The sequence below is a fragment of the Microvirga rosea genome (assembly GCF_020595095.1).
Lineage (GTDB): Bacteria > Pseudomonadota > Alphaproteobacteria > Rhizobiales > Beijerinckiaceae > Microvirga > Microvirga rosea.
The window spans coordinates 1-24,492 of record NZ_JAJDOP010000003.1; the positions used below are offsets into that span (position 1 = coordinate 1).

20 protein-coding genes are annotated in these 24,492 nt (G+C 61.9%); 11 read left to right on the top strand and 9 right to left on the bottom strand.

Going from position 1 to position 24,492, the window contains the following annotated elements:
• The 3 genes from LJD17_RS08140 to LJD17_RS08150 all read left to right on the top strand — a co-directional run.
• On the top strand, positions 1-223 hold a 223-nt coding region (locus LJD17_RS08140), incomplete at its 5' end, for an autotransporter domain-containing protein (RefSeq protein WP_227383684.1).
• A 190-nt stretch (positions 224-413) separates the two neighbouring features.
• On the top strand, positions 414-1,148 hold the full coding sequence (locus LJD17_RS08145) for a hypothetical protein (protein WP_227383685.1): 735 nt from the start codon (positions 414-416) through the stop codon (positions 1,146-1,148).
• A gap of 134 nt (positions 1,149-1,282) precedes the next feature.
• Positions 1,283-2,905 carry an ABC-F family ATP-binding cassette domain-containing protein gene (locus tag LJD17_RS08150; protein ID WP_227383686.1) on the top strand — a complete coding sequence of 541 codons (1,623 nt, stop codon included), beginning with the start codon at positions 1,283-1,285 and terminating at the stop codon, positions 2,903-2,905.
• Between the two features lie 784 nt (positions 2,906-3,689).
• Here the strand turns inward: LJD17_RS08150 and pepT are convergent.
• The gene (gene pepT / locus LJD17_RS08155) at positions 3,690-4,925 is read right to left on the bottom strand and encodes a peptidase T (protein ID WP_227383687.1); all 1,236 of its coding nucleotides are present in this window, start codon (positions 4,923-4,925) and stop codon (positions 3,690-3,692) included.
• A 386-nt stretch (positions 4,926-5,311) separates the two neighbouring features.
• On the opposite strand from pepT, the gene LJD17_RS08160 reads away from it, so the two are divergent.
• The 3 genes from LJD17_RS08160 to LJD17_RS24340 all read left to right on the top strand — a co-directional run bounded on the left by LJD17_RS08160 (position 5,312) and on the right by LJD17_RS24340 (position 8,796).
• Positions 5,312-6,484, top strand: a complete 1,173-nt coding sequence (locus tag LJD17_RS08160) for a beta-glucosidase (RefSeq protein WP_227383688.1) — start codon at positions 5,312-5,314, stop codon at positions 6,482-6,484.
• 7 nt (positions 6,485-6,491) lie between these two features.
• Positions 6,492-8,339 (top strand): ABC transporter ATP-binding protein, encoded by a 1,848-nt coding sequence (locus tag LJD17_RS08165; RefSeq protein WP_227383689.1) that lies wholly within the window; start codon positions 6,492-6,494, stop codon positions 8,337-8,339.
• Between the two features lie 172 nt (positions 8,340-8,511).
• Positions 8,512-8,796: a PilZ domain-containing protein gene (locus LJD17_RS24340; RefSeq protein ID WP_227383690.1), complete on the top strand. Its 285-nt coding sequence runs from the start codon at positions 8,512-8,514 to the stop codon at positions 8,794-8,796.
• A gap of 158 nt (positions 8,797-8,954) precedes the next feature.
• Here LJD17_RS24340 and LJD17_RS08175 read toward each other — a convergent pair whose 3' ends face one another.
• A complete protein-coding gene (locus LJD17_RS08175; RefSeq protein ID WP_227383691.1) occupies positions 8,955-9,389 on the bottom strand; it encodes a DUF983 domain-containing protein in 435 nt (144 codons plus the stop codon).
• Between the two features lie 194 nt (positions 9,390-9,583).
• Here LJD17_RS08175 and LJD17_RS08180 point away from each other — a divergent pair, with 194 nt between their 5' ends.
• The gene (locus tag LJD17_RS08180) at positions 9,584-10,969 is read left to right on the top strand and encodes an aminotransferase-like domain-containing protein (protein ID WP_227383692.1); all 1,386 of its coding nucleotides are present in this window, start codon (positions 9,584-9,586) and stop codon (positions 10,967-10,969) included.
• A gap of 36 nt (positions 10,970-11,005) precedes the next feature.
• Here LJD17_RS08180 and LJD17_RS08185 read toward each other — a convergent pair whose 3' ends face one another.
• From LJD17_RS08185 to LJD17_RS08210, 6 genes are read right to left on the bottom strand one after another with little or no spacing between them, the layout of a single operon-like run.
• Entirely contained in the window at positions 11,006-11,902 is an 897-nt protein-coding gene (locus LJD17_RS08185; RefSeq protein ID WP_227383693.1) for a carbohydrate kinase family protein, read from the bottom strand.
• A complete protein-coding gene (locus LJD17_RS08190; RefSeq protein ID WP_227383694.1) occupies positions 11,899-12,966 on the bottom strand; it encodes an ABC transporter ATP-binding protein in 1,068 nt (355 codons plus the stop codon). Before LJD17_RS08190 ends, LJD17_RS08185 begins: the two co-directional genes overlap by 4 nt.
• Complete coding sequence (argH, locus tag LJD17_RS08195) at positions 12,966-14,474, bottom strand: argininosuccinate lyase (RefSeq protein ID WP_227383695.1); 1,509 nt, start codon at positions 14,472-14,474, stop codon at positions 12,966-12,968. The genes LJD17_RS08190 and argH overlap by 1 nt, the downstream gene beginning before the upstream one ends.
• Positions 14,475-14,478: 4 nt before the next feature.
• Positions 14,479-15,330, bottom strand: coding sequence for a carbohydrate ABC transporter permease (locus tag LJD17_RS08200; RefSeq protein ID WP_227383696.1), 852 nt, complete (start codon positions 15,328-15,330; stop codon positions 14,479-14,481).
• On the bottom strand, positions 15,330-16,256 hold the full coding sequence (locus LJD17_RS08205; protein ID WP_227383697.1) for a carbohydrate ABC transporter permease: 927 nt from the start codon (positions 16,254-16,256) through the stop codon (positions 15,330-15,332). The genes LJD17_RS08200 and LJD17_RS08205 overlap by 1 nt, the downstream gene beginning before the upstream one ends.
• Before the next feature lie 25 nt (positions 16,257-16,281).
• Positions 16,282-17,547 (bottom strand): extracellular solute-binding protein, encoded by a 1,266-nt coding sequence (locus tag LJD17_RS08210; protein WP_406600778.1) that lies wholly within the window; start codon positions 17,545-17,547, stop codon positions 16,282-16,284.
• Positions 17,548-17,707: 160 nt separating this feature from the next.
• Between LJD17_RS08210 and LJD17_RS08215 the strand changes: the two genes are divergently transcribed.
• From LJD17_RS08215 to dapF, 4 genes are all read left to right on the top strand, one after another.
• On the top strand, positions 17,708-18,961 hold the full coding sequence (locus tag LJD17_RS08215; protein WP_227383699.1) for an ROK family transcriptional regulator: 1,254 nt from the start codon (positions 17,708-17,710) through the stop codon (positions 18,959-18,961).
• Entirely contained in the window at positions 18,951-21,347 is a 2,397-nt protein-coding gene (locus tag LJD17_RS08220; RefSeq protein ID WP_406600779.1) for a PIG-L family deacetylase, read from the top strand. Before LJD17_RS08215 ends, LJD17_RS08220 begins: the two co-directional genes overlap by 11 nt.
• Before the next feature lie 69 nt (positions 21,348-21,416).
• Positions 21,417-22,259: a DMT family transporter gene (locus tag LJD17_RS08225; RefSeq protein WP_227383700.1), complete on the top strand. Its 843-nt coding sequence runs from the start codon at positions 21,417-21,419 to the stop codon at positions 22,257-22,259.
• Between the two features lie 148 nt (positions 22,260-22,407).
• Entirely contained in the window at positions 22,408-23,316 is a 909-nt protein-coding gene (gene dapF, locus LJD17_RS08230; RefSeq protein WP_227383701.1) for a diaminopimelate epimerase, read from the top strand.
• Positions 23,317-23,393: 77 nt separating this feature from the next.
• Here the strand turns inward: dapF and LJD17_RS08235 are convergent, their stop codons facing one another.
• Positions 23,394-24,338 carry a LysR family transcriptional regulator gene (locus LJD17_RS08235; RefSeq protein ID WP_227383702.1) on the bottom strand — a complete coding sequence of 315 codons (945 nt, stop codon included), beginning with the start codon at positions 24,336-24,338 and terminating at the stop codon, positions 23,394-23,396.
• Between the last annotated feature and the right edge of the window lie 154 nt (positions 24,339-24,492).

The window sequence follows — 24,492 nt, forward strand, 5'->3', positions numbered from 1 at the left end:
CGATGTCGTGCCCTCGACCCTTCTGGCGTTTGCCGGCGGGGCGAGCCCGTTTGCGGTGTCGGGGGTGCCGGTGGACCGGGATGCGCTGGTGGCGGAAGCGGGGCTTTCCTGGCAGGCGAGCCGGAGCGTGAGCCTGGGGGCGAGCTATGCCGGCCAGATCGGCGCGAGGGCACAGGAGCATTCCCTCAAGGGCAACCTCACCTGGACCTTCGATACGCGATAAGGGGACGGCGTCCTCTTGGGAGCGCCAAATCGTCCTCGATACGAGGATCCCGGACAACCAGGATAACTCCTTGGTGTCCGGGATTTGTGACTGCCAACGTTAACCCTAGTTCATGGATTTCGGTCAATGTTCCGCTAACCATGTTAGATCTCCATCTGCCCATGTCTAAACGGCGGATCGAGAGAGTTCCGTGCAGGTTGCAACCAGGATTGACCACGAGGATTTCGTCTTCTCCATCTGGAGAGGGACGATCCATGACGTTCACGCTGCGCGGCAGTCGCATAACACAGGCTCGGTCGAAATCGGTGTCCAGGATGACGAGGGAGCGCGTCGTTCCATTATCGTGAAGCCGCTGATCTTTACGAAGCCGGGTGATAAGCTGTCTCTGGTTTTTGCTCGCCGCGCAGGCATCAGAAGCGGCGTTCTCGTGGGCTTGGTGAACCACTCGACGGGCCATTGGTGCTCGATGCCGCAGGGCGTCTTCGCGATCCGCACCAGTCCGACCATCCTGATGTGCATCATGCGGGAAGCCCAGCGGCTCACGATTCCGGGCACGGGCGTCCTCCTTACGGCCTTTGCCGCCGCATGGCTGCAGTTCACGGGCCGGACCTTCCCGGTTCTCACATGGCTGCTGATCCTCGGAATGATCCTGGCTCTCCTCTGGGCCTTTAACGAGCTTGCGAACTGGCAGGCCGAAGCCGCTGAAAAGCGGGTGTTGTTCCATACCGATGAGTTTCTCGCCGATCTGGCGAGGATGGATCTAGACACTTCCCATCCTGCCTTGACGAACAGTCACGGGCCGACGCGTGTCCTCATGGGCGAGCTTTGGACCCCCGACCTCGAAGCCGACTGGGTCGAGACAAAATCCGACGATGGGGTGCCGACGGTACCCGCGACGGTACCCGGTGCCGTGAGACAGGACTGACGCATCCTCCGGGCTGATCGCAAAAATTCCTGACTTGTCGCGCTGACCGGCACTGACATTTTGTCCGGGTTTGAACGCTCGTCGCCATTGTCGACCCATGCCATAAGGCCGCCGTACATCTTCAGGCCAGAGTCATGATTCGCGTCGAAAACGTCAGCAAGCAGAACAGTCACCGCATCCTCTTTATCGAGGCCTCCGCGACCCTCCAGAAGCAGGAGAAGATCGGTCTGGTCGGCCCTAATGGTGCGGGCAAGACCACGCTCTTTCGGCTGATCAACAAGGAGGATGAGCCCGACGAGGGCCAAGTGGCGGTCGATCGCGGCATCACGATCGGATATTTCAGCCAGGACGTCGGAGAGATGGCTGGCCGCAGCGCGGTGTCCGAGGTGATGGACGGAGCAGGTCCCGTGAGCGCCGTCGCGGCGGAGCTGAGAGAGCTCGAAGCCGCGATGGTCGATCCGGACCGGGCAGCCGATCTCGACGGGATCATCGAACGATACGGCGAAGTGCAAGCGCGCTACGAGGAGCTCGACGGATACTCCCTCGAGGGGAGGGCCCGCGAGGTCCTTGCCGGTTTGGGCTTTACTCAGGAGACGATGGACGGTGATGTCGGGGCCCTGTCCGGCGGCTGGAAGATGCGCGTGGCTCTCGCCCGCATCCTTCTGATGCGCCCGGACGTCATGCTTCTCGACGAGCCGAGCAACCATCTGGACCTTGAGAGCCTCATCTGGCTGGAAGGTTTTTTGAAGGGTTATGAGGGGGCCTTGCTCATGACCTCCCACGACCGCGCTTTCATGAACCGCATCGTCAACAAGATCATCGAAATCGACGGCGGCTCCCTGACGACCTATTCCGGAGATTACGAGTTCTACGAGCAGCAGCGCGCGCTGAACGAGAAGCAGCAGCAAGCCCAGTACGAGCGGCAACAGGCCATGCTGGCCAAGGAGATCAAATTTATCGAGCGCTTCAAGGCACGGGCCTCTCATGCGGCTCAGGTGCAGAGCCGGGTCAAGAAGCTGGAGAAGATCGACCGGGTCGAGCCTCCCAAACGCCGGCAGTCGGTGACGTTCGAGTTCCGGCCGGCGCCTCGCTCCGGCGATGACGTGGTGAGCCTGAAGAAGGTCCACAAACGCTATGGCAGCCGGAGCATCTATGAGGGCCTTGACTTCACGGTGCGCCGGAAGGAGCGGTGGTGCGTCATGGGTGTCAACGGCGCCGGAAAGTCGACGCTGCTCAAGCTTGTCTCCGGCGCGACTTCGCCGGACGAGGGAGCCGTATCCGTCGGCGGAAGCGTCAAGATGGGCTACTTCGCCCAGCACGCCATGGAGGTACTGGACAGCGACCGTACGGTATTCCAGTGGCTGGAGGATTCGTTCCCGCAGGCAGGGCAGGGATCCTTGCGGACGCTCGCCGGCTGCTTCGGCTTCTCCGGCGACGATGCGGAGAAGAAGTGCCGTGTGCTGTCGGGCGGCGAGAAGGCCCGGCTGGTGATGGCCAAGATGCTCTACGATCCACCGAACTTCCTGGTGCTCGACGAGCCGACCAACCATCTCGACATGGCCACCAAGGAAATGCTGATCGAGGCCCTGTCGCGTTACGAGGGCACCATGCTCTTCGTATCGCACGATCGTCATTTCCTGGCCGCCCTGTCCAATCGGGTTCTGGAGCTGACGCCGGATGGGATCCACCAATATGGTGGGGGCTATACCGAGTATGTAGCGCGGACGGGCCAGGAAGCCCCTGGCTTGAGAATGTAAGCACAATCACGCCGCGGCGTACCGCCGGGCGCTCCTGTCATTCCGGAGCGGCCCTTCGGGCCGGGCCCGGAACCCAGAACCGCTGAGGTTTGTGGACGGGTGCACGGGTGCCATCGTGTCTTCTCCGGGATCGTTAGCGGTTCTGGGTTCCGGGCTCTCGCGATGCTCGCCCCGGAATGACAGAGCACCCCCGTCATTCCGGGGCGCCGCAGGCGAGCCCGGAACCCATACACGCTGAGGGTGCTGGAAAGAGAACGCACCGGCTGCCATGGCTCTTTCTCCTGCACGGTCGTGGTTCTGGGTTCCGGGCTCTCGCTGATGCTCGCCCCGGAATGACGGCGGAGCGCATGACGGGCGAGCCCGTGACAGCGGAGCCATCACGGCATGGGGCCGTGTCCTCCGGGCTGGGCAGCCCGGAGGGGAAGCGATCGAGGGTGGCGCGTCGGGCAACCCGGCTCGCGGATGATGAGAAGGGAAGAGCCGAGATGCCTCTTCGCGCACGGTTCTTTTAGGCGGACAGGAGAGGCAAGGCTCAGGTATCGCCGCAGGCGGGATCCGTCTCGTGCGACGGGGGCCTGCGACCGATCCCGACAACCCGCCCAGCATCCTGGGCCTCCCGTCACCCACTCCTGCGTCAAGAGCGAGCACGGGACCGTGTCCGGTCCCGCTCTTGCGACGCCTCGCGAGTGCGCCCCTCGTCAGGACCTGATCTGTGAAACGATATAGCTCAGCTTGCCCCGTCCGTCAAGAACAAAATGAGAACGACTTTGTGACTCCGAGGCCGCTACGCGCGCTCTTCCCAAAGCTTGGCCAGCTCGACGATGGTTTTCACGGCGCTGTCCATGTCCTGGCTGCTGACGAACTCGAGGGGAGAATGGAAAGCGTGACCGCCGGCAAAGAGATTGGCGCAGGGCAGCCCCATGAACGAGAGCCGGGAACCATCGGTGCCGCCGCGAATGCTGCCGCGCACGGGGGTCATGCCGGCCCGGCTGATCGCCTCCACGGCGTAATCGACGATTTGGGGGTGCTGGTCGAGCACGACCTTCATGTTCCGGTACTGCTCCTTCACGGTGAAGGTATAGCTGGAGCCCGGATAGCGCTTCATCGTCTCCTGGGTGATGCTCTCCAGCAGAGCCTCCTTGCTCTTGAGGCCCTCCTCCGTGAAGTCGCGGATGATGAAGCTGAGGGTTGCCTTTTCCATCACCCCGGAAACACCGACCGGGTGGATGAAACCCTGGCGACCCTTTGTCGTCTCGGGCGCCAGGTCCATGGGGAGCTTATCAATGATGGCGCCGGCGATCTTGATGGCATTTTCCATCTTGCCATAGGCGAAACCGGGATGGATCGCCACGCCTTTGATCTGGATCTCCACGCCGTCGGCAGAAAAGGTCTCATCCTCGATGGTGCCGGCGGTCTCTCCGTCGAGGGTATAGCCGAAGTCGGCGCCGAGCTTGCCGAGATCCACCTTGTCGACACCGCGACCGATCTCCTCGTCCGTGGTGAAGAGGATGCGGATCGTGCCGTGCTTGATATCCGGATTGTTGATCAGAACCTCGGCCGCGGTCATGATTTCGGCCAAGCCGGCCTTGTCGTCGGCACCCAGTAGCGTCGTGCCGTCCGACGTGACGATATCGTGGCCGATCAAGTCCTTCAGCACCGGGTGCTCGGCCACGCGAATGACCTGGTTCGAGTCGCCGGGGAGTTTGATGTCGCCACCTTGGTAACTCCGGACGATGTGCGGCTTGACGTTCGTTCCGCTGAAATCCGGTGCCGTATCCATGTGGGCGCAGAAACAGATCACAGGAACGTTGTTCTTTGCCGTATTCGACGGGATCGTCGCATAGACGTAGCCGTGCTCGTCGAGATGCGCATCGGAGACACCGATTTCGAGGAGCTCCTCCACCAGCAGACGGCCAAGGTTCTTCTGCTTCTCGGTGGAGGGCTGAGTTTGAGACTTGGCGTCGGACTGGGTGTCGATGACGACGTAACGGAGAAAGCGGTCAGTAACGCTAGCGGTCATGGGGCACAATCCGGATTGCGAAAAAGGAGAAGGCAACTTGTAGCCGGGCAAAGCCTTGCCGTGAATAGGCTGTCGCGAATTCCTCGCTCCGAGGTCCTGTCGCCGTCTTCGGCAAGGGAAAAGGGAAGCCGACCGTGACGGGTCCCCAGCCGATGCACCTGCGCACGTCATGAACAAGCCAATTTGTTGGAACATGCGCATTGCCCAGGAACAATTGGCCGTGGACTTGGTTGAGGGCCAGATCTCGGTACAGGTATTCTCTCATCCCTCGGCGCTTCCCAATACCCGTCGCTCGCCCAATCCTTCGCTGAGATCCTTTGAGTAATCGTGCAAATCGACCTGCCGGTAGTCCGGTATTGCCCAGATCAATTCTAGGATCGTGTGGAATGATTACGCCTGTCCCCATCTCTTCTTTCCGAAGCTTCATCCTCGGAGGATTCGAGTGCTCGACCCACCGGCGTTGCGACGGCCAGCGCCTCGACCTTGTCGCTTCAACGGGGCACGCCGCCCTTGCTTCGACCGATTATCGGGCCCTGTCCCGTCATGGCATCGATGCGACGCGGGACGGCCTTCGCTGGCATCTGATCGAGAAGGCGCCCGGCGCCTACGACTGGTCAAGCCTTCTGCCCATGCTCACGGCGGCGAGGGACAGCGGAACCCAGGTCATCTGGGATCTCTGTCACTATGGCTGGCCCGATGACATCGACATATGGTCACCCGAGTTCGTGACACGCTTCGCCGGTTTCGCCGCCGCTGCCGCCCAGGTTGTCCGCAGCGAAACGACAGGCGACACCGTTTATTGCCCGATCAACGAAATTTCGTACTGGGCGTGGGCCGGGGGCGAGACGGGACGCTTCAACCCCTGTTGTCACGGCCGTGGAGCGGATCTGAAGCGCCAGCTGATCCGAGCGACGCTTGCGGCCATCGATGCCATTCGCCACGTCGACCCACAGGCGCGCTTCATCACGGCCGAACCTATCATCAATGTTGAAGCGGGCCTCGGCGATGAAGACCATAGCCGAGGCGCAGAGCTCTATCGCCAGGCGCAATTCGAGGTGTTCGACATGCTGTGCGGCAGGATGGAACCCGAGCTAGGCGGGAGGCCGGACTACATCGATGTCATCGGCGTCAACTATTACCCCGACAACCAATGGTACCATGGCGGACCGACGATCCCCATGGGGCATCACGCCTATCGTCCCCTGAACGAGATGCTGGCGGAAGTGTTTCGGCGTTATGAGCGGCCCCTCATGCTGTCCGAGACCGGCTCCGAAGGATCAGGTCGCGCAGCTTGGCTGCACTACGTCTGCGCCGAGGTGCGGCTGGCGATGGAAATAGGCGTGCCGATCGAGGGCATCTGCCTCTATCCGATCCTGGATTATGCCGGCTGGGACAATGGGCGGACATGTCATGTCGGGCTCCTCTCCCATGCGGACGATCATGGCCAGAGACATCCCTACGCCCCGCTCGCACGGGAACTCAGCCGCCAGGATGACCTCTTCAGGGAACTCGAGATTACGGCCGGCCGGCACGCGAATGTCCTCGCGGTTGCGGAGTGAGAACACCATGTGGAAACATGTCAGACGCGGGGTGTTCGCCCGTGCCGCCGGAGCCGTACGGCCAGCCGCGACCACAAGACCTCTCCCGCCGTTTCTGCGCGGCCCCAAAGTCTTCCTTCTCCATTATGTCCAGCGACACTCCCTGTCGTTCGTTGCTCTCTTCACGATGATCCTCGGCGCGGCGAGTTGCGCTGTCGCCGTTCAGTACACGATGAAGCTTCTCGTGGACGCGATGGCAGGTCCTCGCGAAGGCAGCGATGCCGTCTGGATGGCGCTGGCCCTGTTCGTCGGCCTGATTACGGTCGAAAGCGTGCTGTGGCGTCTCAGCGGATGGCTGGGATGTCGGACCACCGTCGGCATCGGCGTGGACATGCGCCTCGATTTGTTCGACTACTTGAACGGCCAGCCGATGCGCTATTTCGCCGAGAATCTCGCTGGCTCCCTGGGGCAGCGCATCACGGCGACAGCGGGCAATTTCGGGGCCCTCACCAACACGATCATATGGCGGGCTCTTCCGCCTTTCATCGATTTCCTGGGGGCTTTGGTGGTCTTCGCACTCGTCGACTGGCACATGATGGTGGCTCTTGGCGTGTTCGTCGTCCTGGTGACCGGCGGCCTGATCTTGTTCGGAGAGCGCGGCCATCACTATCACCGAACCTACGCCAGCAATTCCAACCGGGTGGGAGGTGAACTGATCGACGTCATCTCGAACATGTGGGCGGTCAAGGCCTTCTCCGCACGAGGACGCGAGCGCGAGCGGCTGGCACGCGACTTCGCGCAGGAAGCCGCCGCCCAGCGGGCGAGCTGGATGTACACGGAAAAGGCCCGCGTCCTCCACGATATTTCACTCTGGATGATGGCGGGGCTGATGCTCGCATGGTGCGTGCGTCTCTGGAGCAACAGCAGCATCACGCCAGGCGATGTGGTCGTGGTCAGCGCATTGACCTTTCGCATTCTTCACGGTTCGCGGGACATGGCTCTCGCGTTGGTCGACATGGTTCAGCAATTCGGCTTCATCGACGACACGTTGCGTGTCATCGGACAACCGCAGACCGTATGCGACCGGCCCAACGCTCCGGACATCCAGCGTCGGGGCGGCACGGTGGAATTCAGGGACGTTCACTTCGCTTACAGCGACGGGCGAGAGGCCGTGCATGACATCAACCTGCGGATCCCCGCAGGACAGAAAATTGGAATCGTTGGTCCGTCCGGCGCGGGCAAGTCGACGTTGATCCATCTTCTGCAGCGTCTCTACGACGTGCAACAAGGAGATATCCTGATCGACGGGCAGTCCGTCGGAGCTGTGACGCAGGACAGTCTGCGGGCGACGCTGTCGGTGGTTCCGCAGGAGATCGCTCTCTTTCATCGGAGCATTATGGAGAACATTCGCTTCGGCCGGCCCGATGCCTCGGACGAGGAGGTCTTCGCGGCGGCATGCGCCGCCTATTGCGACGGCTTCATCCGATCGTTGCCGCAAGGCTACGACACCATTGTGGGTGAACGGGGAATGCGACTTTCCGGAGGGCAGAGACAGCGGGTCGGAATAGCTCGCGCCTTTCTCAAGGACGCTCCGATCATCATCCTCGATGAAGCGACATCCGCTCTCGATACGGAATCCGAAATGGAGGTGCAGCGGGCCCTGGTGCGGCTCATGCGGAACAGAACGGTGATTGCCGTCGCGCACCGGTTGTCCACGCTTACGGCCTTCGACAGAATCGTGGTGATGATGGGCGGGCGCGTCGTCGAAGACGGCAATACCACGAACCTTCGTCAAGCGAAGGGCGTCTTCGATCGCATGTGGCGCCTTCAGGCCGAGGGCCTGTCTCTGGACGAGATCGTGGAGGATGCCGCTTAGCCGGCCAAAGCGAGCTCGCGTGAACGCCAGCGCCGTTCAACGCGGCGCCCGCGCAGCGGGCGGCACTGCCATGGCCGGCGCGAAGGCGCATCGGTACGGAACCGATACGGCGCAAAGTCATTTTCCACTCGTCAGGCAAGCGATGGAGCCGATAGGCGCGTGAGGTTCAAAAATGGTTGCGGCTGTAAGGCAAGTTTCAAGCGACAGATATCGCGAGCAACGCCGGAGCAGGCGCATCAGAGTTCGCCAGCCCGCGAAAATCGTGCTGGATCACGATACGATGATCCACTGCGAGGTTCATAATATTTCAACAGGTGGCGCAAAGCTTGACCTTGGGCCGATCGGGCCGCTTCCGGAAACCTTTACGATCTACATTGCTGGATACAGCATGATGATTCATGAAGCCCGCGTGCGGTGGCGTAAGGGTAATTACGTCGGGATCTCGTTTGAATCCTAGAGCCCGGGTTCCGTCAAAACCCTGAACTGCGTTGGCTTGTCGCCAAACGAAGAAGCCGCCTTTTCGGCGGCCCATCACAGACTTCACGACAACTTACGCTCACTCGCGGCACAGATCTGACATTGTCGCGTGGCGTGAAGTCCGGCGCGGTCGGAACCCTAACTGCGGGAAGCGGCGGGGTCTCCGGCAAGCCCTTCGTTCTTGGCCGCCTTTTGTTTCGGAACCTCGAAGCGCCCTTCCTCGGCCTTGTGGAAATACTGGCTCGCCACCAGCATGCCTTTGAAGGGCCGAATGGGAGGAATGCAGGTCAGCAACATGAACGGCACCGTGGTAAGCAGATGCACCCACAGGGACGGCTCATAGGTCAGTTCGATCCACACGCCGAACCCCGTCGCCGGAATAGCCATCGTCATCATGACGAAAAAGGCGGGTCCATCCGCCGGGTCGGCGAAGGAATAATCGAGACCGCAGGCCTCGCACCGCGGCGCGAGGGTCAAAAAGCCGTCGAACAGCTTGCCTTGGCCGCACCGGGGGCAGCGACATCTGAATCCGTACTTCAGAATGGCATCCTTCGCACTCGGGGTTGTGACCATCTCGGAACCTTTACGCTGGACCCTGATCTTCTAGGGTGTGGATTATTGTATGGATTGACATGCATACAATAATCTCTAAGAAATACTCCAGGCTGCCAATGTTTCTGAAGCTCAGGGAAGGAATTCGGAAGTTCTTGGCGCCTTGTATGCTGGCTATGACCCATACAATTGTAAGACAATGAGGTCAAGGAAACATGTTGTCCTGGTTGCCGCAGATCCGGAGCGGGGGAGGGCCGAGATATCTCGCCATCGCCGAGGCTCTGCTGTCCGATATTCAGTCCGGGCGGCTCAAGCCGGGAGACCGCTTGCCGCCGCAGCGTGAACTCGCGAAGGAACTCGGCCTCGACCTCACGACCGTCACCCGCGCCTTCAACGAAGCGAGACGGAGGGGACTGATCGAGGCCAGCCCGGGGCGCGGCAGCTTCGTCCGACGAAAAGCGTCCTTGTCTGAAGGCAACGCATCCGCCGAATCTCCGATCATCGACCTGAGCATGAACATGCCTCCGCAGCCGCCGGAGGCGCAGCTGCGCGAGCGGATCCATGCCGGCATCATGGGGGTCCTCTCCTCGCCCCATGGCCTAATGCATCTGCATTATCAGGAAAGCGCCGGGGCCCGGCCGGATCGCGCTGCGGCCGTCCAATGGCTCACGCCTCGCCTCGGGCCGACTTCCGTCGACCGGGTTGCCGTCACCGGTGGCGCCCAGGAAGCGCTCTATGCGATCGTGAGGGTTCTGGCCCAGGCCGGGGACGCCATTTGCGTTCCGGATCTCACCTATCCGGGCCTGCGCGCGATTGCCGAGCAGCTCAAGGTGCGGCTGGTCCCGGTTGCCATGGACCGGGAGGGGATCGATCCCGACGCCCTTAACGAGGCCTGTCGATGGGAGACCCCGAAAGCGGTTTACTGCGTTCCGACCATCCACAACCCCACCACCGGGACCATGTCGCCGGAGCGGCGGGCCGGGATCGCCGCTGTTGCCCGGCAGTATGGAGTAGCGATCGTCGAGGACGACGCCTACGGTGCGCTGCCGCGTCAGGCCCCGACTCCGATTGCGGCCATCGCGCCGGAGATCAGCTGGCATATCGCGACCTTGTCGAAATGCGTGACCCCCGCCTTGCGGACGGCCTATGTGGTCACACCGCGCCTGTCCGACACCTTGCGTCTGGCGGCGGAACTTCGCGCCATGACCCTCATGATGCCGCCTCTCATGGCGGCGCTTGCCTCGAGGTGGATTCTGGACGGCACCCTCGATGCCATCACGGCGGCGATCCGCCAGGAAAGCGCGGTCCGGCAGCTCATCGCGAAACGGGTCCTGCACGGGCTCGAGGTACAGGCCCATCCCGATGGCCATCATCTCTGGCTGAGGCTGCCGGAACGCTGGCGTCATGCCGATCTGAGCGTTTATGCACGGCAGTCGGGCCTCGCTCTCGTCCCGAGTCAGGCTTTCGCCGTCGGACCTGCCCCGGACGCGATCCGCGTGTCCCTGGGCGCTGCCCAGAACCAGGCCGTGCTGGAAAGGGGATTGACCCTTCTGGCAACGGTCCTGTCGCACGGACCGAGTGCTCTGTCGTCGATCGTGTGAGGGCGATATTCCGGATGCCGTCCTTGCCGGAGCCGTTCACGAGAGGCGCGGCGGAGCCCCACCCGTCGATTGAACGGAGAACGCGCCGGCCTTGATGCCAGCTGACAGGCTTCTCTCGAGATCTCGCGTTTGAAGCCAGGAATGCAGGAAGCCGGCATTGAAGGCATCACCCGCTCCGGTCGTATCGACCACGCGGACAGGGAGCGCTTCGGCCGAGAGCGAAGTTCCGCCGGAACAGGCGAGGGCGCCGTGCTCACCGCGCTTCAGGACAACCAGCGGGAACTTCTCTCGCAGACGCTGCACGATCGCCTCGTCCGTACTCTCGCCGGTCAGCGCCTTTCCTTCCTCCACATTCGGGAAGAAGACATCGACTCCGGTGCAGATGTCGAAGAAATCCGTGTTCTGGCGGATCAGCTGATCGTCCCAACTCGGGTCGAGGGAGACCGTGAGGCCGAAGCTCCGCGCCATGGCGATCGCATCCGGGATATCCTTGAGAGTGGCAAACTCCGCAATGTGCAAATGGGCGACATCGGGGGATGCGAGAGCGTCCCGCAATGTGGATGGCCGAGAGCCGCCTGCGCGCCGGGATACGAAGGCCCTCTCGCCATCCTTGACCAGGGCGACGGTCGGCTGCGGACCCGCATCCCCGGCTCGCTCGATGAAAGACAGGTCGATCCCGCTGGCTTGGAGTTCCGGATCGAGGCTCCGCGACAGGGGATCGGTTCCGAGGCGGGTCAGCAGCGCAGTGGAGCGTCCGAGGAAGGCCAGATGAGCCGCCGTGATGTAGGCGCCGCCGCCGGCCGTGATCGTGACGTCCTGCGCAAAGCGTTCCCGGCCCAGCACCGGCATGTCGGGCAGACCCGTGAAGATGATGTCGCAATAGGTCCGCCCAAGGCACACAACCCTGCTGCGTTCGGAGGGCATTCCGCTCATGGGGCTGTTAGTGCTTTCTCTGTGACCTTGTCGAAGTAGTAAAGCCTCTCCGCAGGAGCATGAAGAGTCAGCTTGTCGCCGATACGCGGGATCTGCCGCCCCGGTGCGGATCCGATGATGGTCTGCCCGGAATTCTCGATATGGACGAAGGTCTCCGAGCCCAGGGTCTCCACGACCGCAACGGTTCCTGTCACGCTCAGGCCTCGGGCTCCGGCGGTCGGGACGAGGTCCTGCGGACGAACGCCAACGAGGATGTCGGATGTCTTCGGCGAGGAGCGGGGAACCTCGATGGTGCCGCCAAGCGACAACTCGGCTCCGCCTTCCCGGAGAGACGCGGGCATCAGGTTCATGGTCGGGCTGCCGATGAAGCGCGCCGTGAACACGTCGACCGGCTTTTCGTAAAGGTCCAGAGGCGTGCCGACCTGAAGGATGTGGCCGTCGCGCATAACGACGATCCTGTCGGCCATGGTCATGGCTTCGACCTGGTCATGGGTGACGAAGACGGAAGTCGTGCCGAGCCGGTGGTGGAGCCGCTTGATCTCGATGCGCATTTGCGTGCGCAGTTGCGCATCCAGGTTGGAGAGAGGCTCATCGAACAGGAACGCGGCAGGATCACGGACCATTGCCCGGCCAATGGCGACGCGCTGGCGTTGTCCACCGGAAAGAGCCGAGGGGCGGCGCTCCAGGAGCTGCGAAAGGCCGAGCGTCTCCGCAGCCTGTTCCACGCGCCGGCGCTTCTCGTCCTTTGTGAGTTTGGAGCGGTAAAGTCCGAAGGCGATGTTTTCGGCCACGGACATGTGCGGGTAGATCGCATAGTTCTGGAACACCATGGCGATGTTCCGGTCCTTGGGCTGAAGATTGTTGACGACGCGGCCGTCGATGCGGATCTCGCCTCCGCTGATTTCTTCCAACCCGGCGATCATCCTGAGCGTGGTGGACTTGCCGCATCCCGAAGGGCCGACGAGCACGACGAATTCGCCGTCCTGAATCGACAGATCGATTCCATGCACCACGGTTGTCTGTCCATATCGCTTGACGAGGCGATCAAGTTCGATAGTCGCCATCAGCTGGCTCCAAGAAGTGCATTGAAACGGGATTGAAGATCCTGGGTGGACGCCTGCTCGCGACGCGCTGCGTCCTGCATGCGGTGGCGGACGCCCGCGAGTTCCTGATTGTACCCGGCGATCGCCCGAGACAGCGCCTCGGGAGCCGGCCCGCCGAAGCGATTGCGGACGGCAACGAAGGTTTCGGGCGAGACGATTTCGGAAAACAGCGCCTTGTCGATGGTCGTCTGCCGCTTCGTACAATGCAGAAAAGCTTTTTGAAACGCCTCGAAGCCGTCAGCCGCGATGTTACCGTTGATCGCGACGACCGAACGGGCGACTTCCGCAGCGATTTCATGCGCCTCACGGAATGAAAGCCCCTCGCGGCGCACGAGGCTGTCCGCGAGTTCGGTCACTGTAATGCAGCTGCGGCGAATGTTCTGGCGAACCCTCTCGGGGTTGATCTGGAGAGCAGGAACAAGCGCTGCGAGCAGGTCGAGCACGCGTCCTCCGCTCTGGAACGCGCCATAGCCGAAGCCCTGGCTTTCGCCTTCGCTGTCGTTCATGTCCGTGAAAGGCGTGTTGTGCATGATCGTCAGCATCGCCTGCGCCCTTCCGACGGTTTGCGATGCCAGATGCCTCATATGCTCGATGGGAACGGGATTGCGCTTTTGCGGCATGATCGAGCTGATCTGCACGAACGCATTCGGAACATAGATCTGCCCGACCTCGAAGCTCGTCCAGAATTGCAGGTCCTGGATGAAGCGGCCGAGATGCAGGAAAATCAACTCGATCGCCGAATAGGTGGAGGTGAGGTAATCGATCGAGGCGATGCACCCGTAGGAGTTCTGCAAGGGCCGGCTGAACCCGAGGAGATGGGCCATCAGATCCCGGTCGATGGGAAAACCGCTCGTTGTGATGGCCGCGGCCCCCATGGGGCTGCGGTCGACGATGTCGCGCGCCGCTTCCAGGCGGGCGATGTCGCGCAGCAGCGTTTCCAGGACGGCGGAAAGATAGTGGCCGAAAACGGTGGGTTGGGCCGGCTGGCCATGGGTGTAGGCGACGATGAGCGTCCGGCTTTCCCGCTCCGCTACCGACGCCAGGGTTTCCGCCAGTCGCGTCAGGCGCTCCAGCAGGGGATCGATCCGGTGCTTGAGACCGAGCTTGAACAGGGTATGGTCGATATCGTTGCGGGAGCGCGCCGTGTGGAGGCGGCCCGCAAGATCGGGTCCCAGGCGGGCGCGAAGCTCCTTTTCGATCAGGAAGAAGAAATCCTCGACCTCGCCGGTATAGGTCAAGGCGCTGGTGTCGACTTCCCGGTCGATCGCGTCGAGCGCCTTGGCGATGGGACGCGCCTGCTCGATGGCGAGGATCCCGGTCTCATGAAGCATGACCAGATGTGCCCGGTCGATCAGCCGGAAACCCTCGACATGATGATCCTTTGCCCCGTCGAAGAGGGGGCGGAGAACCGTTTCCTTGTAGACAGGATCCGGAAAGACGGACGTATCTTGAAAGGTGCCTGCAGTCATCGGCTCAGCCTTTAAGTCCGGCGAGCATCACGCCTCGGACGATGTAGCGTTGGAGGAACAAGAAAATGATGAGGGTCGGCAGTGTCGCGATGCTCGCTCCCGTCATGATCTTTTCCCATTGAATCGATTGCTCGACCGCGAAGCTGGAAAGCCCCACCGGCAATGTGTAGAGCTCAGCGCTGGTGGTGACGATGAGCGGCCAGAAGAATGCCGTCCAATTGCCCAGGAACGTGAAGATCGCGAGCGCCGACAGGGCAGGGGTTACCAGCGGCATGGCAATCTTCCACCAGATGGTGAACTCGTTGAGGCCGTCGATCCTGGCCGCTTCCAGGAAGTCATCCGGAACGCCTTCGAAGAACTGCTTCATCAGGAACGTGCCGAAAGCCGTCATCATGCCCGGGAACATGATGCCCCAGTAACTGTCCAGCCAGCCGAACTGGCTCGCCATGAGATACCAGGGCAGAACCAGCATCTCGGTCGGGATCATCAGGGTGGAGAGAATCGCGACGAACACGATGTACCGGCCCCGAAACCGGAATTTCGCGAGCGTATATCCAACGAGACTGTCGAAGAAGACGTTCGACAGCGTGACGATGACCGCAATGATCATCGAGTTCACGAACCATCGCGTGAAGCGTCCGTCACCCAGGATCTCGATATAGTTGTCCAGGGTCGGCGTTTCCGGGATTACACGCAGGTCGTAGACTTGCGAAGCATCCTTGAGGGACGTGGAGAGCATGAAGAGCAGGGGCGTCACCATGATGACGCCGCCGATGAACAGAAGCGTCCACGCGAGGATTCGGCCGGGCCTGATCCGCGACATGGGAAGACCTTCGAAAGATGCGGCTTTGCTCATCAGCGGTCTCTCATGATGCGCAGTTGAACGAGGGAGATCACGAGCAGGATCATGAACAGGACGACCGTTTGTGCCGCCGCGTATCCCATCTCGTAGGAGCTGAACGCCGTTTGGTAGATCATCAGCACGAGCGGCTTGGTGGAGTTCAGCGGACCGCCCGGGTCATTCGAATTGATGTTGTAGACCTGATCGAAGATCCGCAGGAAGCCGATGGACGAGAAAACGACCAGGAAGACCAGGGTCGGCTTGAGCAGCGGCAGGGTGATCTTTCGAAGGATCGCGCCTTCCGAGAGGCCATCGATGCGGGCGGCCTCGTAATAGGTGACCGGAATCGCCCGCAGGCCGGCGAGAAAGATGATGATCTGAAAGCCGAGCCCGGCCCAGACGGCGGGGGCGAGCACGGCGGGCAGCGCCTGCGTGGTCGAACGGAGGAAAGGCTGCTGCGGGATGCCGAAACTCGCGAGAAAGTCGTTGATCACCCCGATGGGGACGGGCTGGTAGAACCAGCGCCAGACCCACGCCATTGCCGCTGCCGTGGTCAGGAACGGCAAAAAGTAAAGGGCTCGGATGAACGCGTGCATGAAGCGCACGCGGTCGAGATAATAGGCGACGACGAAGGAGATGCCGAGGCTGATCGGCGTCCCGAGGATCAGATACATGAAGGTGTTGCGGAACACCTGCCAAAACAGGGGATCCGCAAGCAGCCTCTTGTAGTTTTCCAACCCCACGAAGGAGGCCGGACGCGTGATGGTCCAATCGGTGACGGAGAGGTAGAATGCCTGGAAAGTCGGCCAGAAGCGGATGACGGCATAGAAGATCAGTGGGACCGCGAGGAAGCCCCACGCCCACATCACCTGCTTCTGGCCAAGACTCATCCTCGACCAGAGGCCGCCTGGGGCGGCCTCTCGCTGTGCGATAGTGGCCATCGGTTCGTTCCTCGCGGACTTCGGTTCAGCGCTTGGCGCGGTCGATGATCGCCTGCTCCGCCTCGGCAGCCTTGGCGAGAGAAGCCTTCGGATCTTCGCCGCCGATCAGCACGCGGTTCGCCATGTCGATGGCGACCTGACGCTGAGCTGCCTCGTCCTTGAACAGGGTCGTGCGAGAATATTCGAGTCCTTTGAGGAAGGGACCGTAGATCGGGTGCGCGGTGTTCTCAGGCGTCAGCGCCGCCGCCCGGCGCGCCGGCAACTCGCCCACCACATCCATCCAGATCTTCATGGCTTCCGGGGAGGAGACATAGGTGAGGAACTTCTCTGCGGCCGCCAGTTTCTCGCCATCCGCTTTCGTGGTGATCGCGTTGGCGAAATAGCTCGCGTAGTTGCTGCGCACGCCTTGCGCATTGGCCGGAAGTTCCGTCACGCCCCATTCGAAGCCCTTGATGGTATTGAAGGACCCGAGCCGGAACGTGCCGTCGATGGTCATGGCCGCAAGGCCCGCCCGGAAGGCCGCCTGTCCCTCGTCCATGAAGCCGACTTGGCCGACCTTATGTTTCTTTTGAAGGTCAGTGTAGAAGGTGAGGGCCTTCAGCCCGGCTTCGTCGTTGTAGGCGACCTTCGTGTCGTTGTCCGTGTAAGGCACTCCGCCATACTGACGGACCAGCACTTCACGCCACCATTGGTGATCCTGCCCGGCCATGTCGAGGGTAAGGCCGGCGGAAACGATGTTGCCGCTGGCATCGCGCTTTGTCGTCTTCTCGGCGGCCGCGACCAGTTCATCGAGGTTCTTCGGAGGATTGTTCGGATCGAGCCCCGCGTCCTTGAAGGCCTTCTTGTTGTAGAACAGTGCGAGGGAGCGAACTGCTGTCGGCAGGCCGTAATAGTCGTTGCCGCGCTTCATGGCGCTGATGATCGGGAAAAAGTCGCGCTCGATATCGGCTGCCGGGAACGCTTCGGCCCGCAAGGGACGGATCATCTTGCCGGCGATGAAGTTGTCGGTCCACCCGTAGAAGAGCTGCACCACGTCCGGTCCCTGACCGGCCAGGATCGCAGCGGCGACCTTGGTCTGGTAGTCCGCGTACGGGAAGGTGGTCTGCTTGACCTTGATGTCGGGATTGGCTTCCTGAAACTTCGCGATCAGCTGGTTCATTGCCTTGACGCGCGTGTCGAAGACGTATTGCCAGTACTCGATCTCGACGGCCTTGGCGCCGGTGGCCGCCAGGGCGGCGACGCCCAGTGCGACGCTCGCAAGCAAATGACGAAAACGCATATCCCTCTCCATTTATTGCTGGCGCGGGGCGCCGACTTTCCTTTGATGGCGGCCTTCACTGTGCGGCCTTCCCGGGTTCAAGGCTCCCCCAGAGTTAATGTCCTGTCAATAAGATAATTCACTTGAGTTATTCTTATGCGCACGGCATCGTTATGGCGTGGAGAGCAAGGCGATGCCGAGAAAATCCAAACCCGGGGCCGAGGCGACCATCGGAAGCAATCCTGAGCGCAACCGCTCGCACAACCGCCGTGTCGTGTTGGACGTGGTGCGTCAGCTCGGGCCCGTGGGGCGCATGGAAATTTCCCGCCATGCGCATCTGAGCACCCAGGCGGTTTCCAACATCGTCGATGATCTCGTCGCGGACGGACTGCTCATCAAGACCGGCCGCCTCAGGGTCGGCCGCGGGTTGCCGCCGATTCAGTTCGCGGTCAATCCGGACGGCGGCATGACCGCCGGGGTCGAAATCGCCGCCGATCATATCTCCACCCTTCTTGTGGATATCGGAGGCCGTGTCCGGTCGCAGCGGAGCGTTGCGCTTCTCAGAAACGATCCTGAAACGGTGCTCCCCGTCATCAGACAGGAGATCGAGAAGGCGCAGGCAGGGTTGAAGACACCGATTCCCCAGCTTCTCGGAGTAGGCGTCGTGATGCCGGGTCCCTTCAATGTCGAGGGCATGACATCCGTCGGCCCGACGACCTTGTCCGGTTGGTTCAATTTCGACGCCACCGCCAGCATCGGGCGCATGCTGGGTCTTCCCATCACCCTTGAAAACGATGCCACGGCCGCCGCCGTCGGCGAGCGCCTGCACGGCGCGGCCAAGGATCTAAAGAACTTCTGCCTCGTCTATTTCGGGCAAGGCCTCGGCTTGGGCATCATGATCGACGGCCGTCCTTATCGCGGGGCCAACGGCAACGCCGGCGAGATGGGGCATGTGCTCGTGGAGAAGCAGGGGCGCCTCTGCTCCTGCGGCCAGCACGGATGCCTTGAAGCCTATGCTTCCATTCATGCCCTGACCGAGCGATTGGCGGCGGCCGGGATCCGGAATGTCGACTATGCGCATCTCGAAGACCTTCACCGCGAAAAGCACCCTGTCGTCGAAGCCTGGATCCGCGAGGCGGCCGGCTACCTCGCGCCGCAAATCGCGATGCTCGAAAACCTGTTCGATCCGGAAGCCATCGTGATCGGCGGCGCCCTGCCGCCGGGGCTGCTCGAGGATCTGACTCAGGCGATGCAGCCGCTTCCTCTCTCTGTCGCACGCCGGAGAAACCGGAACGAAGCGCGCCTGATCCATGGGCGAACGGGGCGGATGACGGCTGCTCTCGGCGCCGCCGCCCTGCCGCTTTTGGAAACGATGACGCCACGGCTCGACACCGCGCAGGCGGTCCACCGGGAGCAGCCCTACGAGGAGATTTCTCTTGTCGGATGACCATCGCCGCCTCGCGGGCGCGGTTCACCAGCCGGCCCTGGTGCGCCTGCACCGTGCTTTGAGCAGGCTGAAGTCCACCGTGACCGTCATGAATACCGGTGCTCACCCGGACGACGAGGCCAACGGCCTCCTGGCGGCCCTGCGGTTTGCTTATGGCATGCGCGTCGTGGTGGCCTGTTCCACGAGAGGCGAGGGCGGCCAGAACGCGCTCGGCTCGGAGCGGGGCGGTGCCCTCGGTGTGTTGAGGACCGCCGAAATGGAGGAGGCAGCGCGCCGGATCGATGCGGACGTGGCATGGCTCGGTCATGGTCCCGACGATCCGGTCCACGACTTCGGCTTCTCCAAGAACGGGGACGATACGCTCCGGCGATGGGGAGAGGAGCGGATCCTCGAAAGGCTCGTCAGAGCGTATCGCCAGTACCGGCCAGATATCGTCATCCCGACCTTCCTGGACGTGCCGGGACAGCACGGCCACCACCGGGCAATGACGCGGGCGGCGGAACAGGCGTTCGTCCTGGCGGCGGATCCCACGGCCTTTCCAGAGCATGCGGAAGCCGGTCTGGCGCCTTGGCAGGTTTCGAAGTTCTATCTGCCCGCATGGTCCGGTGCGGGCTACGCCTACGATGACGAGGTGCCTCCGCCTCCCGCGACGCTGAGCGTCGAAATTCCCGGCGGCGATGATGTGACCGGACTGGCATACCGCCAACTTGGAGAATGGTCGCGCGCCGCGCATGCATCGCAGGGCATGGGCGTGTGGCGAGATCACTCGGCCGATCAATGGAGCCTTCATCTGAAACGTCGGGCTCAAGGTTCGGCCGGCCTTGAGAACGATATTCGCGATCAGCTCCCTGCAAATCTTGGAGACATCGCTGCCGCATCGGGCATCACGAAGGAAGCGGCTGCGGCCCTGCGCATGGCGCAGCAGCATATCGATGCGGCGATCATGGCGTTCCCGAACCGGCCGCGGATCCGCGAGGCGCTCGTTCAGGCGGCGCGGCTCGTCGAAACGGCGAAGAGCGGCTTTGATCAGGATGCAGCGGATCGCTTCGGCCATCGCCTCCGTCGCACGCTGCGGGAAATCGATGCGGCCATCTTCGAGGCACATATGAATACGGCGCGAGCTTTCTTCAGCGGCTCGTGCCATCCGGGGGCTCGGATGAGCCTCGATGTCCATCTCGATGCGCCTGACCTTCCTGACGTCTCCGTCCTCCCGCGTCTTCCGGAGGGCGTCGAGGCAACGGAGACAGCCAGGAAGCCCGGACATGTTCACTATGAGATCACGGTGCCTGCATCTGCGTCCCACACGGGCAATTATCCGGCCGGTTTCGATCCTTTAGGGGGCAATGGCGAAGCCGGGATCCGCTTCTCCGGCCAAATCGACGGCCGCGTCGTCGCGATTGATCTCGACTCTGAAAATTCGTTTGGAATCGGGCCTTCGCAATCGTTGGTGCTCGACCCCACCATGATCCTGCGGAAGTCCGGCGAGGCTACATCCTATATACGGGTTCAGACCCGGGGAGCTGAACCGACGGAATGGCTGGCGCCTGAAGGATGGGGCGTCCGACGGGAGCATGGCGAATGGATCGTGGATCCACCGCCCCAGCAGGCAACTGGGCTTTCCAGTCTCGTTCCCATTGTGGACGGCCGACCGGCAAGCCGGGTCCAGACCATTGCCTACTCCCATATTGAGCCGGCGACGTTCGTTGCACCTTCGGAGCTCAAGGTTCTGACGCTCGACATCGATCTCCCGGCGAACGCGCGTATCGGTTATGTGGGCGGCGGGAGCGACCATGTCGGCGACCACATGCGTCGTCTCGGCCTCGACGTAACGGATCTCGAAGAGGCGGATCTCGCGACAGGATCCCTCGCGCGGTTTACGACTATCGTCGTCGGCATCTTCGCGTTCGGGCTGCGGCGCGACCTTCAGGCAGCGACAGCGCGCCTGCACCGCTTCGTGGAGGAGGGTGGACATCTGGTGACGCTCTACCACCGGCCGACGGACGGTTGGGATCCCGACCGCACGCCACCGCGCCGTCTCGTGATCGGTTCACCCTCGCTCCGCTGGCGCGTGACGGATCCTGCCGCCCCTGTGCAGGTCCTGAGACCGGATTCTTTCTTGTTGACCACTCCCAATAAGATCGTCGATGCCGACTGGCGGGGCTGGGACAAGGAGCGAGGACTCTACTTCGCGGCGGAATACGATCCCGCTTATGAAGAACTGCTCGCGCTGAACGACCCGAGCGAGAGGGCCTTGAAGGGCTCCCTCATTTCAGCCCGGATCGGAGGTGGGCGTCATACCCATGTGGCGCTCGTGCTGCATCATCAGTTGGACAAGCTCGTGCCCGGTGCGTTCCGTCTTCTGGCGAATCTGGTTCAGCCGGCTTAGTTCCGACAGGAGATGACGGCCCAATCCAAAACCGTCCCGACATCTTCCTCGGCACCCTTGTGGCGGAGCGTGGGATGGCTTTTGCTCGACATGGCTCTGGTCACGGTCATGCAGGCCATCGTGAAGGCAGAAGGGGATACGTATCCGGCCATCCAGCTGGTCTTCCTGCGCTCACTTGTCGGCTTTATCTCGGTATTGCCCCTGGCATGGCATCATCGGGCCAAGTTGACGGATCTATCGAACGTTCGTGGTCATCTCGCGCGGGTCGGCTTCAACTCGATTGCCCTGACCCTGAATTTCGCGGCCTTCGCGTCCCTGCCGCTGGCATTGGTGACGGCCATCGGGTTCACCCGGCCACTCCTGCTACTGATCATGGCGGCGCTTCTCCTTAAGGAGAATGTGAGCAGGATCCGTTATGTGTTTGCTCTGTTGGGGTTCTTTGGTGTCGTCATCATGGTTCGGCCGGATGCGATAGCGTGGAATCTAGGATTGGCGGCCGCGTTCGGATCGGTCTTCTTCGGCTCCCTCGCCGTTGTCCAGACCAGGCGCCTTGCCGATGAGAATACGGTTGTGCTGATGTTGTTCTACACCATTGGCCTGACGGCACTGACCGCGATCCCCGCCGGGATCGTTTGGATGCCGATCCCCTGGAACGAAGCCCCGAGCATCATCCTCATCGGCATCCTGGCTCAGATTGGGCAGTATTGCTGGCTCCAGGCCTATCAAAAGCAGGAGGCGCGGCTTCTGGCTCCGATCGGATATCTCTCAATCATCTTTTCGGGAGCCGCAGGCTGGCTCTACTTTGGGGAAATTCCGTCGTCTTCCCTGTGGCTCGGCGCCGCCGTTGTGATCTCGGCCACTCTCCTAGCATCCCCCGCCGAGCGGTGGTTCGGCCGCAGAAGACGAATGTGAACAGCGGCGTTGCGTTTCTCAAATGGCAGGACCGGATTCGTTCCGCACCGCCCTTGGTGCCTTCGGAGCGGCAACAGGGTCTGGGGATCAACTATTGTCTAGGTGGGGTTAAACAACGGAAGCTTGACGCTTTCGACGACGGAACCCAATGTTCAACCTCGGGCTCGAGACAGACCGGCTTCCCCTTTCCATGCAGTACAGCGACGTGCTCTCCATTCTGCCCAGCGGGCGCCCCTTCTTGAAGATGCACGGTCTTGGCAACGATTTCGTCGTTGTCGATGGTCGGGAGCAAGCCTTTCGACCCAGGCCCGAAGAAATCCGTTGGATCTGCGACCGCCACGTCGGCGTCGGTGGTGATCAACTGCTGGTGATCGAACCGTCAGCAGCAGGTGCAGACGCCTGGATGCGGATCTACAACGTTGATGGTGCCGAGGCGCAGACTTGTCTCAACGCAACGCGCTGCGTTGCATGGCTCCTTTTGAACGAAAGTGGCGGCGATCGCCTGGTTCTTGAGACCCTTGGAGGCATGATCGAGGCCGCGCGCACGCACGATCATGCGGTCGCTCTACGTTTGCCTGCCCCCAAATGGGATTGCTGGAGCATTCCCCTTGCGTTGGAAACCGATACCCTCGCCCTCGATCTTGCCTCAGGTCCGCTTCAGCAGCCGACCGCGGTGAATGTGGGCAACCCGCATCTCGTTTTCTTTGTTGCAAGTCGCGACGAAATTGACGTGGCTCGTTGGGCTCCGGCCATCCAGAACGATCCCATGCTCCCCGAAGGGGCCAATGTCGGCGTCGCCGAGATGGCATCACCGGATGTCATCAGGCTGGTAGTATGGGAGCGTCCAGGGATCCTGACCCGCGCCTGCGGCAGCGGAGCCTGTGCGGCCGTGCTCGCAGCTCGACGCCGTGGGCTGACACAGCATCATAGGGTCATGGTCGACATGCCCGGAGGGCAATTGCACGTCGAGGTTCACGATGACGAGAGCCTGACTCTCACCGGAACGGCGACCGTCGCATTTTCGGGGCGGCTTCCTGTGGATCTGACGACCGCCTGACGGTGGCGATCGTGCAGGCCAGGCCGTGCTCGGCTTATCGGGGATCCCTGTTTCGGTGTTAACGACGCCCTTCGCAATCACATGGCCGGAAGCACTTCGGCATGAAGGGCAAGGCCATCCTGCACCTGTCGCCGAATGTTCATGATGGCTTCGACGCATTGATCCGCAAAGGTGTTGAGAGACCGCGGATTGCCGGTGCTCTGGTTCCTATGCAGCCGGACGATATAGGGAATTGAGAAGGAGAGGCGACGCATCTCCACGCCTTGGTTGAGGCAATGGGCGGCGCTGATCGGGTTGATGATCGACACCCCGAGTCCTTGCGCCACCAGGGAGCAGACTGCTGCCGCCGTGGACACCTCCATCCTGAGCCGACGGGTGACGCCATGCTCGCGGAACACATTGTCCAGCTTTCGCCGATACATATCCTCCGCCGAGAAGTAGATGAAATCGACGCCCTCGAAGTCTGCGGGACCAAGAATGCTCTTGCGGGTGAGGGGGTGGCCCTTGGGGGCAATGCATACCTGCTCCCCGGCATTGATGCTGGTCGAACTCCAACCGGCGAAACCAAGATCCGCCTCGATGAGGCAAATGTCGTAGTGCTGCGCGGAGGCACCGGCCGACAGAACCGAATTGCCGAGGGCGTGGATGCTCAGACGGATGGCTTCATTGTTCTGGAGGAAACCGCGGCACAGGGATGGAAGGAGGGCCGTGCTGTAGGCCGGCATGCATACGATCTTGATATGGGAGGATGCATTCGCCCGGATGGCTTCCGCGGTCCGCCCAATCTCTTCCAACCCGACGAAGGACCTGCGGACTTCACCGTGCAGGGAAATGGCGGCCTCGGTGGGAACGAGGCTCCGGCCTTTTCGGGTGAAGAGCAGAAAGCCCAGGGAGCGCTCGAACTCCTTGATTTCCCGGCTCACGGTCGGCTGGGAGGTCCGCAGCGCTATGGCGGCCTGGGTGACGCTGCCGGACAACATGACGGCATGGAAGATTTCGATATGCCGAGGAGATAATGTCACACTCAGAGAGCCTCATATCAAAAATGAATGAATTGAGCAGAAGTTGATATTTGCAGAAATTATTTGCCTTTGTCACCATCCCTCAAAGGCCAGCCCCGTCAATCGCCTCGGAGAAGGTGTCGTGCGGCTAGGTCGGTAAGCGGCTTCGAAGGCC

Coding starts and splice junctions, on each gene's coding strand:
- dapF (WP_227383701.1), top strand. CDS start 22,408: ATGTTCAACCTCGGGCTCGAGACAGACCGGCTTCCCCTTTCCATGCAG.
- LJD17_RS08160 (WP_227383688.1), top strand. CDS start 5,312: ATGATTACGCCTGTCCCCATCTCTTCTTTCCGAAGCTTCATCCTCGGA.
- LJD17_RS08165 (WP_227383689.1), top strand. CDS start 6,492: ATGTGGAAACATGTCAGACGCGGGGTGTTCGCCCGTGCCGCCGGAGCC.
- LJD17_RS08180 (WP_227383692.1), top strand. CDS start 9,584: ATGTTGTCCTGGTTGCCGCAGATCCGGAGCGGGGGAGGGCCGAGATAT.
- LJD17_RS08200 (WP_227383696.1), bottom strand. CDS start 15,330: ATGAGCAAAGCCGCATCTTTCGAAGGTCTTCCCATGTCGCGGATCAGG.
- LJD17_RS08205 (WP_227383697.1), bottom strand. CDS start 16,256: ATGGCCACTATCGCACAGCGAGAGGCCGCCCCAGGCGGCCTCTGGTCG.
- LJD17_RS08215 (WP_227383699.1), top strand. CDS start 17,708: ATGCCGAGAAAATCCAAACCCGGGGCCGAGGCGACCATCGGAAGCAAT.
- argH (WP_227383695.1), bottom strand. CDS start 14,474: ATGACTGCAGGCACCTTTCAAGATACGTCCGTCTTTCCGGATCCTGTC.
- LJD17_RS08185 (WP_227383693.1), bottom strand. CDS start 11,902: ATGAGCGGAATGCCCTCCGAACGCAGCAGGGTTGTGTGCCTTGGGCGG.
- pepT (WP_227383687.1), bottom strand. CDS start 4,925: ATGACCGCTAGCGTTACTGACCGCTTTCTCCGTTACGTCGTCATCGAC.
- LJD17_RS08210 (WP_406600778.1), bottom strand. CDS start 17,547: ATGGAGAGGGATATGCGTTTTCGTCATTTGCTTGCGAGCGTCGCACTG.
- LJD17_RS08175 (WP_227383691.1), bottom strand. CDS start 9,389: ATGGTCACAACCCCGAGTGCGAAGGATGCCATTCTGAAGTACGGATTC.
- LJD17_RS08190 (WP_227383694.1), bottom strand. CDS start 12,966: ATGGCGACTATCGAACTTGATCGCCTCGTCAAGCGATATGGACAGACA.
- LJD17_RS08150 (WP_227383686.1), top strand. CDS start 1,283: ATGATTCGCGTCGAAAACGTCAGCAAGCAGAACAGTCACCGCATCCTC.
- LJD17_RS24340 (WP_227383690.1), top strand. CDS start 8,512: ATGGTTGCGGCTGTAAGGCAAGTTTCAAGCGACAGATATCGCGAGCAA.